The following is a 13,203-nucleotide window of genomic DNA, read 5'->3' as shown; positions in this document are numbered from 1 at the left end:
AAGAATGGCTCAAACCAAAACGACGCGCCATAATATCGTGACCCGCTGCCTGGCAGCGATGGCGCTTGTGTCTGTCTACTGTGTTGGTCTGATCGGCGCATCCACGGTGTTGCTCACCACGAGCAGCACCTCGGCCGAGGCCCGTGGCGGTGGTCGCGGTCGTGGCGGCGGCGGTTGGGGCCGTGGACGCGGTGGCGGCTTCTATCGTGGCGGCGGTCGTGGCTATGGTCGTGGCTATGGCTTCTACGGTGGACCGCGCTTCGTGGCGCCAGGCTGCTATTTCAGCCGTCGCTGGGGCCGGGTGGTCTGCCCGTACTAAGTCATAAGCGCTACGGCGCTGAATGAACGAGATAGAGAGGCGCGCCGGGTAACCGGGGCGCCTTTTGCTTTCCAGGCTCGCCTTTCTCCAGGAAACGGGCCTTTCCTTCGGGAATGATTTGTCGAAAGCTACCCTCCTTGCACAATGCTGAGGTCGCTTTTGGCATGCCATCTTGTGTTTTCTCATCCAAATTCCAATGTCGGCATGGCAAGCTTGCGCGCCCGCGCATGGCAATTCGGTCCTCCCACCCTGGAACCTTCATGAGCGCCCTGTTCTCTCCCTTCAAGCTGCGCGACCTCACGCTGCCGAACCGCATCGTCATTGCGCCGATGTGCCAGTATTCTGCCGAAGATGGTCGGGCCACCGACTGGCACATGATCCATCTCGGCAATATGGCCCTGTCGGGCGCCGCCATGCTGGTGATCGAAGCGACCGCCGTGGAAGCCATCGGCCGCATCACACCCGGCGATCTCGGCCTCTATAATGACGCGACCGAAGCCGCGTTGAAGCCGGTGCTGGCGGCGATCCGCAAACATTCGAACATTGCCGTTGGCATGCAGATCGCCCATGCAGGCCGAAAGGCGTCGAGTCACGCCCCATGGGATGGCGGCCAGCAGGTCCCGCTCGACAAAGGCGGTTGGGTCGCCCACGCCCCGTCCGCCATTCCGCAAAAACCCGGCGAATTGCCACCGCAGGAGATCGATGCCGCGGGCCTCATGCGCATCCGCGACGCGTTCGTAGCCACGGCGAAGCGCGCCGAGCGGCTCGGCATCGATGCGCTCGAGATCCACGCGGCGCACGGCTATCTGCTGCACGAATTCCTGTCGCCGATCTCCAACCAGCGCACGGACAATTATGGCGGCTCCCTGGAGAACCGGATCCGGTTTCCACTCGAAGTCTTCGACGCGGTACGCGCGGCTTTTCCCGCGCACAAGCCTGTGGGCGTCCGCGTATCGGCCTCGGACTGGGTCGAGGGCGGCTGGGATATCGAGCAGACCATCGTCTTCGCCAGTGAGTTGAAGAAGCGCGGCGTCGACTGGATGGATGTGTCGTCCGGTGGTGTCTCGCCGCAGCAGAAGATCGCGCTCGGGCCGGGTTATCAGGTGCCGTTCGCCGAAGCCGTGAAAGCGGCGACGGGACTGCCGACGATTGCGGTGGGGTTGATCACCGAAGCGCAACAGGCTGAAGACATCGTGGCCTCCGGCAAGGCCGATCTGGTCGCCATCGCGCGTGGCATTCTCTACGACCCGCGCTGGCCGTGGCACGCGGCGGCCCAGCTCGGCGGCCAGGTGCAGGCGCCGCCACAATACTGGCGCTCGCAGCCATCGACGCAAAAGGCGTTGTTCGGTGATACGACGTTCGGCGGGCGCTAAACCACTTCAAGGCGCCTCACTTTCAACACCCACACATTGTCCCGCAAGCCGGGTGCGATGTGTGGGTGTTTGTCGTTGCTCCGCGTCCACTCCGCGAATGGCAGCCCTGCGGCAGCATCGTGTTTACATGACAGAATGTCGCACCTACACAGCGCAAAATTCTGCGCCGTAAAATAATCGTGGCATCCGGCGCTGCCCGCCTGTCGAGAGGAGCCCCGCCATGGCCCGCCATTTCCTATGGCTTCTGCTGATCCCCTTCGTCGGCCTGCTCTGGGTCCCGTTCTACAATTTTCATGATCCGGTGCTGTTCGGCTTTCCGTTCTTCTACTGGTACCAGCTCGCCTGGGTGCCGATGACCGCCTTTCTGACCTGGCTCGCTTACCGGACCTACCCCAATGAAGACTGAGCTCGATATTCCCGCCGTTGCGGTCTTTCTGTTCTTCTTCGCGCTCGTCACCGTGATGGGCTTCGTTGCCTCGAAGTGGCGCCGCCCGAAAACGCTGGCCAGTCTCGACGAATGGGGCCTTGGTGGCCGCCAGTTCGGCACCTGGATCACCTGGTTTCTGGTCGGCGGCGATTTCTATACTGCCTATACGGTGATCGCCGTGCCGGCACTGGTCTATTCGGTCGGTGCCTATGGCTTCTTCGCGCTGCCTTACACGATCCTGGTCTATCCCATCGTGTTCATGGTGATGCCGAGGCTGTGGCAGGTCGCCAAGGACAACGGCTATGTCACTGCCGCCGACGTTGTGCATGGCCGCTATGGTTCGCGCATGCTGGAAGCAGCAGTCGCCATCACCGGTGTCGTCGCCACCATGCCCTATATCGCGCTGCAGCTGATCGGTATGGCCACGGCTGTGAAGGCGCTTGGCTTCGAAGGCGAACTTCCGCTGATCGCGGCCTTTGTCGTGCTGGCGCTCTACACCTACTCGTCGGGCCTGCGTGCTCCGGCGCTGATCGCCTTCGTCAAGGATATCATGATCTATATCGCCGTCATCGCGGCAGTGTCGGTGATCCCCGGCAAGCTCGGCGGCTATGCCGCAGTGTTCGACGCCGCCGATCAGGCATTCAAGGCCAAGGGCTCGGGCAGTATCCTGCTGCAGCCCAGCCAGTATGTCGCCTATGCCACGCTGGCATTGGGGTCGGCGCTCGCGGCCTTCATGTATCCGCATACGCTGACCGGTATCTTCGCCAGCAAGAGCGCCACGACCATCCGCAAGAACGCCGTACTGTTACCGGCCTATACACTGATGCTCGGCCTGCTGGCGCTGCTCGGCTATATGGGCCACGCCGCCAAGTTGAAGCTCGCCAGCAATAATGACGTGGTACCGGCGCTGTTCCAGACGCTGTTTCCGAGCTGGTTCGCAGGCTTCGCTTTTGCGGCGATTGCCATCGGCGCGCTGGTCCCGGCAGCGGTGATGAGCATTGGTGCTGCCAATCTCTTTACCCGCAATTTCTGGAAGGCCTATGTCAATCCGCAGGTCGATACGGCGGGTGAAGCAGCCGTTGCCAAGATCGCGTCGCTGGTGGTGAAGGTCGGCGCGCTGCTGGTCATCATCTATCTGCCGACGCAGTTCGCGCTCGACCTGCAGCTTCTCGGAGGCCTGTGGATCCTGCAGACGCTGCCGGCCTTGATCTTCGGCCTGTTCACCCGCTGGTTCACCGCGCCGGCATTACTGACCGGATGGGTGGTCGGCCTGTTCGGCGGCACATATCTGGCCTGGACGGATGGTCTCAAGCCGCTGCACATGCTGTCGATCGGCAGCTTCCAGGCGACGGTTTATGTCGGGCTGATTGCCTTGGTCGCGAATATCGTGGTCGCAATGCTGGTCAATCTCGTGGTGCCGAAGCCGGTGGCAACAGCCGAGGCGGCGAGCACTTAAAGGCCTCGCTGTAAAGCCCGCGCGCGCATTGTTTCCGGGGCGCGCTGGCTTTATTGTCCGCGCGAATGCCCGCCATCCCTGTGCGGGACCGCCGGATGGAGCTTGCCTGAGTGACTGAAACGATGCGCATCGGCACGCGCAAAAGCACCATGGCGCTGGCCCAGACCGAAGAGATCGCGCGCCGGCTTGCGGTTGTCGCGCCGGAACTGGCCGTCGAGATCGTGAAATTCGAGCCGGTCGGCGACCGCGACCAGACCAGCAATCTCCTGAAGCATGGCGGCAAGGGCGGCGCTTTCGTCGGCGAAATTCGCGCGGCCGTGCTCAAGGGCGCGCTGCATGCGGCGATGCATTCGCTGAAGGACATGCCCGGCAATGAAGACACGCCGGGTCTCGTGATCGGCGCCACGCTGGTGCGCGATCCGCCGACCGATGCACTGGTGCTGCGCGAAGGCGTCAGCCTCGACGATCTCAAGCGCACGCATGGCAAGGGCTTCAAGATCGGCACCAATGCCGTACGCCGTGCCGCCTATATCCGCCGGCTGTTTCCCGAGATTGAGGTGATCCATTTCCGCGGGGCTGCCGATACGCGCGTGCGCAAACTCGACAATGGCGAGATGCAGCGGCTGCCTGATGGCGACGAGGTCGGCCCCGCCGACGCGCTGATCATGGCGCGTTCAGGCCTCGAGCGTGTTGGATTAGCGAGCCGCATCGCACGTGATTTCACGCCGCAGGAAATGTTGCCGGCCGTGGGGCAGGGCATCGTCGCAGTCGAATGCGCGGCGCATGATTGGGCCTCGCGGCGTCATCTGTCACTGATCGACGACCCTGCGGCGCATCTGTCCTGCGATGCCGAGCGCGAGGTGCTTTGGGTGCTGAACGGCCACTGCAATTCGCCGATCGCCGGCTATTCGGTGATCTCAGGGCACGAGATGTCGCTGACCGCATCAGTGCTGGATGAAGCCGGCGGGCGGTTCATTGAGGTAACGCGCATAGGGCCGGCGGATCGTCCGCGCGAACTGGGGCGGGCCGTCGGGCTGGAGCTGCTCGACAAGGGCGCCGGCGCGCTGATCGAGGCCAATCGGCCGGCGGAGTAGGTTCTTCCTGACCTCGCCCCGCTTGCGGGGAGAGGTCGATCATTACATGCGAAGCATGTGATGATCGGGTGAGGGGGAGTCAGTGTTTCTCTCGCTGTCTCCCCCTCACCCGTCTTCGCTTCGCGAAGCCACCCTCTCCCCGCAAGCGGGGCGAGGGCACGAGCGTCCCGCTATGTGCTCTCCGCCACCCCCACCGACCACAGTGCGAACGCATAGACGATCGCGATCTCATCCAGCCGGTTGAAACGCCCGGACGCGCCACCGTGACCGGCGCCCATATTCGTCCGCAGCAGCACCGGCCCGCCACCCGTCATCGTCGCGCGCAGCCGTGCGATCCATTTCGCCGGCTCCCAATAGGTGACGCGTGGATCGGTGAGGCCACCCATCGCCAGAATCTTCGGATAGGCTTTCGCCGCGACCTGGTCATAGGGCGAGTAGGACAGGATGGTCTTGAAGTCGGCTTCGCTCTCGATCGGGTTGCCCCATTCGGGCCATTCCGGCGGCGTCAGTGGCAGCGTGTCGTCGAGCATGGTGTTGAGCACATCGACGAATGGCACTTCGGCAACGATGCCGGAGAATAGCTCGCCGGAGCGATTGGCGACGGCGCCCATCAGCATGCCGCCGGCGCTGCCGCCATGGCCCACTATCTGTTTCTCGGACGTATATTTCGCTGATATCAGCGCGCGCGCAGCCGCGGCGAAATCGTCGAACGAGTTCGTCTTCTTGTCGCGCTTGCCGTCGAGATACCAGCCCCAGCCCTTGTCGGCGCCGCCGCGGATATGCGCGATGGCATAGACGAAACCGCGATCGACCAGCGACAGCCGGTTGGCGGAGAACGACGCCGGCATTGCCATGCCGTAGGAACCATAGCCATAGAGCAGTAGCGGCGCGTTGCCGTCCTGTTTGAGATCTTTGCGATGCAGGATCGACACCGGCACTTCGGCGCCGTCATGGGCCTTGGCCATGATGCGCGTGGTGACATAGTCAGCGGGGTTGTGGCCGGACGGGATCTCCTGACGCTTGCGCAACGTCCGTTCGCGCGTTGCCATGTCGTAGTCATAGACTTCCGACGGCGTCGTCATCGAGGAATAGGCGAAGCGAAGCGTGGTCGTATCGAATTCGTAGCCGCCCATGGTGTCGAGCGAATAGGCGGCTTCGTCGAAGGCGATGGCGTGTTCGTCTTTGGTGGTGAGATCGCGAATCACAAGCGACGGCAGCGCATTGGCGCGCTCCAGACGGACGAGATGGCCGGCAGTGAGATCCATGTCGAGGACATAGATGCCCTCGCGATACGGGATCAGATCTTTCCATTTGGCGCGCGCGGGCGATGTCAGCGGCGCCGTCACGATTTTGAAGTCGATGGCGCCGTCGGCATTGGTCAGGATGAACAGCTCGTCGCCGCGATCGGCCAGCGAATATTGCACGCCCTCTTCGCGCTTCGCCACGAGGCGGGGGGGCATGTCTGGTGCTGCGAGATCGATCAGTTGCTGCTCGGAGGTCTCATGATCGCCGCCGGCGATGACGCAGAAGCGGCCGCTGGCGCTTTCATGGATATGGGTGAACCAGCCGGAATCCTGCTCCTCAAAGATCAGCCTGTCATCCGCCTGTCTGGTGCCCAGCCTGTGCAGCCAGACCTGCATCGGGCGATGGTTGTCGTCGAGCTTCACATAGAAGAACGCCTTGCAGTCTAGCGTCCACACCACGCCGCCATCGGTCTCCTCGACCACGTCGTCGAGATCGTTGCCGGTGGCCCAGTCACGCACGCGGATGGTGAAATACTCCGAGCCCTTGACGTCGGCACTCCAGGCTTCCAGCGCATGATCGGGTGAATGGCGGGCGCCGCCGAACTTGAAATATTTGTGGTCGGCGGCAAGCCTGTCGCCATCGAGAATGATGGTGGCCTCGCCGCCATCCCGCGGCATGCGGCCGAATAATTCGTGCTGGCCGCCCTCGCGGAATTTCCGCAAGTAAGCATAGGGGCCGTCCGGCGACGGCACGCTGGAATCGTCCTCCTTGATGCGGCCGCGCATTTCCGCAACCAACTTGGTCTGCAGCGCCGCCGTGCCGCCGAGCAGGCTGTCGGTATAGGCGTTCTCGGCCTCCAGATAGGTGCGGATCTCCGACTCTAGCACGCTGGGGTCGCGCAGCACCTCCTGCCATTTGGCATCCTTCAGCCAAGCGTAATCATCGCTGACGGTGATGCCATGGGTCGTGAAGGAATGCGGATGACGCGGCGCAACCGGCGCGGGCATGGAGGATGTCTGCTTTGTCATGAACGCTCTTTTCGCGGAAGCCTGATCGGATATGATTACGGAACACGCGCGCATCGGCGCCTGCCCCGCATATTGGATATTCCATGGATATAGAGATTATCGACCGCCTTGCCATCCGCGATCTCATTGAAAACTGGGTGGTCTGGCGCGACGCCGGCGACTGGGATCGCTTTCGCACCGTCTGGTTTGACGATGGCCGTATGGTGGCCACCTGGACCCAGGGCACGGCCGACGAGTTCATCGCCATGAGCAAGGCTGGCTGGGCCAAGGGCGTCTCGATCATGCATTTCCTCGGCGCGCAATCGATCGATCTCGCTGGCAACCGCGCAATTTCGCAGACCAAGATGACCATTGCCCAGCGCGCGCTGGTGCACGGCGTCAATGTCGACGTGATGCTGACCGGACGCTTCTATGATTTCCTCGAAAAGCGTGACGGCAAATGGGGCATGGTGCTGCGCCAGCCGATTTATGAAAAGGACCGCATGGATCCCGTCGTACCCGGTGCGCCGCTGAAGCTCGATACGGATCTGCTCGCGAGCTTCCCCGAGGGCTATCGCCATCTCGCTTATCTGCAGAGCCAGATCGGTTATCAGATCAAGCCAGACATGCCCGGGCTGCGCGGCGACGCGGTGGAGGCGCTTTATGCCAGTGGGAAGAAATGGCTGAACGGCGAAAAGCTGGATCGGTAGCCGCCTTACCCTCAGCCGTCATCGCGAGGAGCCTCTTGGCGACGAAGCAATCCAGTCTTTCCGTGTCGCTTTCTGGATTGCTTCGTCGCTCCGCTCCTCGCAATGACGTGGATAGTTGATAAAGAACAAAAAAGACTGGGAGAAACAACATGCCCGACTTCATCACCCTCGATGCACTGGTCCGTGACACCGCCGCGTCCAAGCCGACCAAGATCGCCGTGATCGATGCTGATCGCCAGATCGACTACGCCGCATTCGACGCACTGATCGACCGTATCGCTGCGTCACTGCAGGCCAGCGGCCTCAAGCCGCGCGATGCGATCTCGATCTGTGCACTCTCCTCCATCGAATATGCTGCGGTCTTCCTCGGTGCACTGCGCGTCGGTGTGGCGGTGGCTCCGCTGGCGCCGTCATCGACACCCGCGGATTTCGCCGCAATGGTGAAAGATGCTGCGGCAAAAATCCTGTTCATGGACGACGCGACGGCGGCCTCCTTTGCGGATGCTGCGATCGATCCCTCGGTCCAGCGCGTCGCGCTCGACGGCGGCAAGGCCGGCAAGTCCTTCACGCAGTGGCTTGTGCCCGAAGGCACGAAGCCGGCTCCGGTGACCATCGATCCGGAATGGGTCTTCAATATCATCTATTCCTCGGGCACGACCTGTACGCCGAAAGGCATCATCCACACCTGCTGGATGCGCTGGCGGCAATATGGCCAGCTCGATCCGCTCGGCTACGGGCCGGATGCGGTCACCGTGCTGTCGACGCCGCTCTATTCCAACACCACGCTGGTCTGTTTCAATCCGACACTCGCCGGTGGCGGCACCCTGGTGCTGATGAAGAAGTTTGATGCGCGAGGCTTTCTTGAACTCAGCGCCAGACATCGTGCGACCCATGCGATGCTGGTGCCGGTGCAGTATCGCCGCATCATGGCCGTTGAAGATTTCGACAGTTTCGATCTCAGGTCTTTTGTGATGAAGTTCTCGACCTCGGCGCCATTCGGCGGCGCGCTGAAGGCCGATGTGTTGAAACGCTGGCCGGGCGGGCTGACCGAATATTACGGCATGACCGAAGGCGGCGGCACCTGCGTGCTGCTGGCTCATGAACATCCGACCAAGTTGCACACCGTCGGCCAGCCAGCGCCGGATCACGACATTCGCCTGATCGACGAGGATGGCAATTTCGTAGCTCAGGGCGAAATCGGCGAAGTGGTCGGGCATTCGCCTGTCATCATGCAGGGCTATCTCAACCAGCCCGGCAAGACCGCCGAGACGTTCTGGCACGACGCTTCCGGAAAGCGCTATGTCCGCACCGGCGATGTCGGGCGCTTTGACGAAGACGGCTTTCTGCAGCTGATGGACCGCAAGAAGGACATGATCATTTCCGGCGGTTTCAACATCTATCCGAGCGATCTCGAAGCCGTGCTGACGAAACACGACGACGTGCTCGAAGCCGCTGTTGTGGCCATGCCCTCGGAAGAGTGGGGTGAGACACCGGTCGCCTTCGTGGTGATGAAGGCGGGTGCCTCGGTCGATGCGCCGGGACTGAAGGCCTGGACGAATGAGCGTGTCGGCAAGTTCCAGCGACTCAACGATGTCGTGCTGGTCGATGTGTTGCCGCGCAGCGCCATCGGCAAGGTGCTGAAGCGCGAGTTGCGAGACCGCAAGCTGGCGGCGGATTTGTCGGTTTAGAGCACTGGCCTATCAGGTGTCGTCCCCGCGGAGGCGGGGACCCATAACCACGGTCAGTATGGTTCAAGCGGCAGAGTTATAGCCGCAGCGTCTTTTCTAACTCTTCGGCGTGTATGGGTCCCCGCCTCCGCGGGGACGACGGCTGAGTTTGGGATCGCCGCCTCAATAATGCGGCGGAGGTTCATTCCGCGGCGCACCCCTGTTGCTTTCGGCTTCCTGCAGCCGCTCGCTGAGCGTGGCGACCTGCCGCGTCAGCATGTCGATCTGTTTCCACTGGGCGGTGATCGTCGTATTCAGCGTCTCGATCGTGTCGTCCTGATAGGCGACGCGAGTTTCGAGTGCGTCGATACGTTCGCGTAAGCCTGTCAGGTCTTTTGCGGTCTCACTCATCGGATGCGCTCTCCCGCAGCATCGCAAAATCTTCCGAATTGATCGGCAAGTCAGGCTTGATCGACTGGCTTTCGACGAGGCCATGACCGAGCGCGACGCGCTGGTCAAACACGAAGCATTCGCCGCGCCAGCGGCTCTCGGCCTCAGGGATCTCCTCGAGATATTTCAGGATGCCGCCCTTGAGATGATAGACGTCGGCGAAACCGCGCGAGAGCAGATACGAACTCGCCTTCTCGCAGCGGATGCCGCCGGTGCAGAACATCGCGATTTTCGTGTGCTTGGCGGGATCCAGCGTACGCGCCACGAAATCCTTGAACTGGCCGAAGCTTGCGATCTCCGGATCGACCGCGCCCTCGAACGTGCCCATCGCCACTTCGAACGCGTTGCGCGTATCGAGCACCAGCGTGTTCCCGTTAGCGATGAGATCGTTCCAGTCGGCGGCGTCCACATAGGTGCCAACCCTCTTGGTCGGATCGGTCTGGGGATCGCCGAGGGTGACGATCTCCTTTTTCAACCGCACCTTCATGTGCAGGAACGGCATCAGGCTGGCGCGGGAGAATTTCAGCTCCAGATGGTTCAGTCGGCCGCTGAACATCACGCCGGTCTCAAGTTCGTGCACCAGCGCATCGATGGCGGCGTCTGTCCCGGCCACGGTGCCGTTGATGCCCTCGTCGGCCAGCAGGATCGAGCCTTTGATGCCGAGATTGACGCAGAGTGCGCGCAGTGGCTCGCGCAATTGCCGAAAATCCGGCAGCGCGGCGAATTGATAGAGGGCGGCGACCTTGAACATAGCGGGGGTTTACCAGCCGGACCCGCGAGGGGGAAGTCCGGGAACTGGCCGAAATATCGTTGCAATCAGGGCTTTGGGCCGGATGCTCCCCTGCGCAGGTATTGACCTATGTCATACCCGGCGAAACCAGCGCAACGCGTAGTGCCAGAACGCAAAAAACCGGCCCCTTACGGGACCGGCTTCTTTTGCAGCGTCACCTGCGACCGACGGAGGAGTCAAAACCCCGCCGGTTGGAATTGGTTAAAGTTTGCGGTTCGCAAGATCCGACGCCTTGTCGGCGGCGTCCTTGGCAGCCTGCTTGGCATCGCCGACGGCCTTCTGCGCGTGGCCCTTGCCTTCCTGGATCAGGCCTTCGCCCTGCAGGCGGTCAGAGCCGGTCGCTTCACCGATGCCCTGCTTGGCCTTGCCGATGGCTTCGTTTGCGGTTCCCTTGATCTTGTCTGCGGTGGCACCCATGGGATACTCCTGTCATGTAGCAGACGCAGTTCCGAGACCATTCTCGATACGCGCTGCTTGAGCTTCGCAGAGACAATTGCCAGCTCAATTGAATGTTCCTCACTCCCGGGGGCGTGATGCCGCATGCGGTGGCAGCATTTCTTCGGAACCCAAGAAGGCATTGAAATGTCCGGTCACGGCCACGATCACACTCATCCGCACGATCACGCGCATGATCATTCTCACGACCATGATCCAGATCGGTGGAAGCACGACGGCATTCGCGTCATTCCGGCTGACAACCTCGATACCAACGTGCCCTCGACCAAAGGTATGGACCGCGCGGCCGCGATCAATTTCGCGCGCGTCGGTGCGCAGAAGCTCTGGGCCGGCACCGTGTCGATCCAGCCGGATGCCAAGACCGGAGCGCATCACCACGGCCATCTCGAAAGCGTCATCTATGTGGTGAAGGGCAAGGCGCGGATGCGCTGGGGCGATCGCCTGCAGTTTACCGCGGAGGCCGGTCCTGGCGATTTCATCTTCGTGCCGCCTTACGTGCCGCATCAGGAGATCAATGCCAGCGCTGACGAAGTGCTGGAATGCGTGCTGGTGCGCAGCGACGGCGAGGCGGTCGCTATCAATATCGACATCGAGCCGGTAGAGAAGCCGGAGACGGTGTTGTGGGTCGATCCCACGCATCCCGATGGTGCGGTGAAGAAATAGTTATCTTACCTCGCCCCGCTTGCGGGGAGAGGTCGCTTTCCGCATGCGCAGCATATGGAAAGCGGGTGAGGGGGAGTCAGTGTTTCACTCGCTGACTCCCCCTCACCCGTCGCGACAAGCTTCGCTTGCCGCGCCACCCTCTCCCCGCAAGCGGGGCGAGGGAAGAAGGCTATTTGATCTCGGGCAATCCCGGCGAGAACGCCAGCGCACTCTCGATCCACTTCGCTACGCGCAGCGTGCGCAGATCGTTCAGATAGGGGCCGACCACCTGCAGGCCGAGCGGCAGATGGTTCCTGCCGAACCCGGCCGGCAGCGACAGCGCGGGCACGCCGATCAGGGTCCATGGCGCGCAATATTCGGCATCGCCGGTATAGCTCAGCCCTTCCGGTGCTTCGCCATAGGCCGGCAGCGTCAGCACCGCATCGTAATTCGTCATCTGCGCGGTGAAGTCCACGCGCAGCTTCGTCTGCAACGCCTTGGCCTTGAGATAGGCTGCCGCGCTGACGGCGCTGCCGGTTTCCACCAGTTTCTTCAGGTGATCGCTGGTCTTGTCGGGATAGCGCGCGACGAGATCGCCGAAGATCACCGCGCCTTCGGCGGCCAGAATGATGTTGATCGCGTCCCAGTTGCTGCGATCCAGTTCGGGGAGTTCCAGTTCTTCGATGACAGCACCCGCGCTGCGCAGTCGGGCGACGGAGGCTTCGAAGACCTGTTGCTGTTCGCTCTCGGCCTTGGCGAATTTGGCAAAGCGCACCACCGCAAGACGCGGCGACGGCAGCGGCGGTACACCGCGCTCGACGGAGATTTCGAAACCCGGCACCGGCGCGCCATGCGGATCGCTGTCGCTGGTGCCTGCGATCAGTGAAAGCGCATAGGCGACGTCGTCGACCTTGCGCGCAAAGAAGCCGATGTGGTCGAGCGACTGGCTGAGGTGGTGTGCGCCGCTGCGGGGGATAGCGCCGAAGCTCGGCTTGAAGCCGACGACGCCATTGAAGGCGGCGGGGCGGACGATGGAGCCGAGCGTCTGCGTGCCCAGCGCCAGCGGCACGATACCGGCGGCAACAGAGGCTGCGGAGCCGGAGGACGAACCGCCCGGCGTGTGCTTGCTGTTCCAGGGATTGGTGGTCGGGCCGGGATGGCGCCAGGCGAATTCGGTGGAGACGGTCTTTCCGAAGATAGTGGCGCCGAGATTGCGCAGACGTTCGACGACCCATGCATCGGCCGACGGCACGTGATCGGCATAGACGGCCGAGCCATTGGTGGTCGGCATGTCGGTGGTGGCGATGATATCCTTGACGGCGACGGGAATGCCGGAGAGCGGCCCTGGCTTGCGCACAGTGTCGGTGGGGAGGACCTCAAAGGCCTTCAGTATGGGCTCGGCAGCCTTGGCCTGTGCGAGCCGCTCCGATGCGTAGTGATCTGCCGCAGATGTGTTGCCCTTGAACAGCCGCAGCAGGTCCAGAACCCCCGCGCCAGATGTTGCAGTGCGCGCGGTTGCATTCGTCATGTCGTGTCGTCCTGAACGTTTCTTCTGGGATCAAGAGAG

13 protein-coding genes are annotated in these 13,203 nt (G+C 62.4%); 8 read left to right on the top strand and 5 right to left on the bottom strand.

The genetic code is table 11. The features are described from left to right. The first annotated feature begins 4 nt into the window (after window positions 1-4). From AB8B20_RS15585 to hemC, 5 genes are all read left to right on the top strand, one after another. A complete protein-coding gene (locus tag AB8B20_RS15585; RefSeq protein ID WP_089265834.1) occupies window positions 5-319 on the top strand; it encodes a hypothetical protein in 315 nt (104 codons plus the stop codon). 260 nt (window positions 320-579) lie between these two features. Further along, a complete protein-coding gene (locus AB8B20_RS15580; RefSeq protein ID WP_439074751.1) occupies window positions 580-1,692 on the top strand; it encodes an NADH:flavin oxidoreductase/NADH oxidase in 1,113 nt (370 codons plus the stop codon). Between the two features lie 220 nt (window positions 1,693-1,912). After that, the gene (locus AB8B20_RS15575) at window positions 1,913-2,098 is read left to right on the top strand and encodes a DUF3311 domain-containing protein (RefSeq protein WP_092145849.1); all 186 of its coding nucleotides are present in this window, start codon (window positions 1,913-1,915) and stop codon (window positions 2,096-2,098) included. Further along, the gene (gene mctP / locus AB8B20_RS15570) at window positions 2,088-3,575 is read left to right on the top strand and encodes a monocarboxylate uptake permease MctP (protein WP_320445537.1); all 1,488 of its coding nucleotides are present in this window, start codon (window positions 2,088-2,090) and stop codon (window positions 3,573-3,575) included. The genes AB8B20_RS15575 and mctP overlap by 11 nt, the downstream gene beginning before the upstream one ends. A gap of 110 nt (window positions 3,576-3,685) precedes the next feature. Then, complete coding sequence (gene hemC, locus AB8B20_RS15565) at window positions 3,686-4,669, top strand: hydroxymethylbilane synthase (protein ID WP_439074752.1); 984 nt, start codon at window positions 3,686-3,688, stop codon at window positions 4,667-4,669. Between the two features lie 170 nt (window positions 4,670-4,839). On the opposite strand, the gene AB8B20_RS15560 is transcribed toward hemC, so the two are convergent. Further along, complete coding sequence (locus AB8B20_RS15560) at window positions 4,840-6,942, bottom strand: S9 family peptidase (protein ID WP_439074753.1); 2,103 nt, start codon at window positions 6,940-6,942, stop codon at window positions 4,840-4,842. Between the two features lie 83 nt (window positions 6,943-7,025). Between AB8B20_RS15560 and AB8B20_RS15555 the strand changes: the two genes are divergently transcribed. Both AB8B20_RS15555 and AB8B20_RS15550 read left to right on the top strand, forming a co-directional pair. Further along, window positions 7,026-7,631, top strand: coding sequence for a nuclear transport factor 2 family protein (locus AB8B20_RS15555; RefSeq protein ID WP_439074754.1), 606 nt, complete (start codon window positions 7,026-7,028; stop codon window positions 7,629-7,631). A 149-nt stretch (window positions 7,632-7,780) separates the two neighbouring features. Next, the gene (locus AB8B20_RS15550) at window positions 7,781-9,319 is read left to right on the top strand and encodes a class I adenylate-forming enzyme family protein (RefSeq protein ID WP_439074755.1); all 1,539 of its coding nucleotides are present in this window, start codon (window positions 7,781-7,783) and stop codon (window positions 9,317-9,319) included. Between the two features lie 162 nt (window positions 9,320-9,481). Here the strand turns inward: AB8B20_RS15550 and AB8B20_RS15545 are convergent, their stop codons facing one another. The 3 genes from AB8B20_RS15545 to AB8B20_RS15535 all read right to left on the bottom strand — a co-directional run bounded on the left by AB8B20_RS15545 (window position 9,482) and on the right by AB8B20_RS15535 (window position 10,955). Beyond that, a complete protein-coding gene (locus AB8B20_RS15545) occupies window positions 9,482-9,709 on the bottom strand; it encodes a SlyX family protein (protein WP_439074756.1) in 228 nt (75 codons plus the stop codon). Continuing rightward, complete coding sequence (gene trhO / locus AB8B20_RS15540; protein ID WP_439074757.1) at window positions 9,702-10,499, bottom strand: oxygen-dependent tRNA uridine(34) hydroxylase TrhO; 798 nt, start codon at window positions 10,497-10,499, stop codon at window positions 9,702-9,704. Before trhO ends, AB8B20_RS15545 begins: the two co-directional genes overlap by 8 nt. A gap of 240 nt (window positions 10,500-10,739) precedes the next feature. Continuing rightward, window positions 10,740-10,955: a CsbD family protein gene (locus AB8B20_RS15535; protein WP_439074758.1), complete on the bottom strand. Its 216-nt coding sequence runs from the start codon at window positions 10,953-10,955 to the stop codon at window positions 10,740-10,742. Between the two features lie 165 nt (window positions 10,956-11,120). Between AB8B20_RS15535 and AB8B20_RS15530 the strand changes: the two genes are divergently transcribed. After that, a complete protein-coding gene (locus AB8B20_RS15530) occupies window positions 11,121-11,657 on the top strand; it encodes a cupin domain-containing protein (protein ID WP_089266238.1) in 537 nt (178 codons plus the stop codon). Window positions 11,658-11,826: 169 nt separating this feature from the next. Here AB8B20_RS15530 and AB8B20_RS15525 read toward each other — a convergent pair whose 3' ends face one another. Then, window positions 11,827-13,164 (bottom strand): amidase, encoded by a 1,338-nt coding sequence (locus AB8B20_RS15525; protein WP_439074759.1) that lies wholly within the window; start codon window positions 13,162-13,164, stop codon window positions 11,827-11,829. Window positions 13,165-13,203: the final 39 nt, after the last annotated feature.

Origin of the sequence: Tardiphaga sp. 866_E4_N1_4 (assembly GCF_052076075.1) — a bacterium.
In the GTDB taxonomy this organism is placed as follows: Bacteria; Pseudomonadota; Alphaproteobacteria; order Rhizobiales; family Xanthobacteraceae; genus Tardiphaga; species Tardiphaga robiniae.
This window is presented reverse-complemented; position numbering and strand designations above follow the sequence as displayed.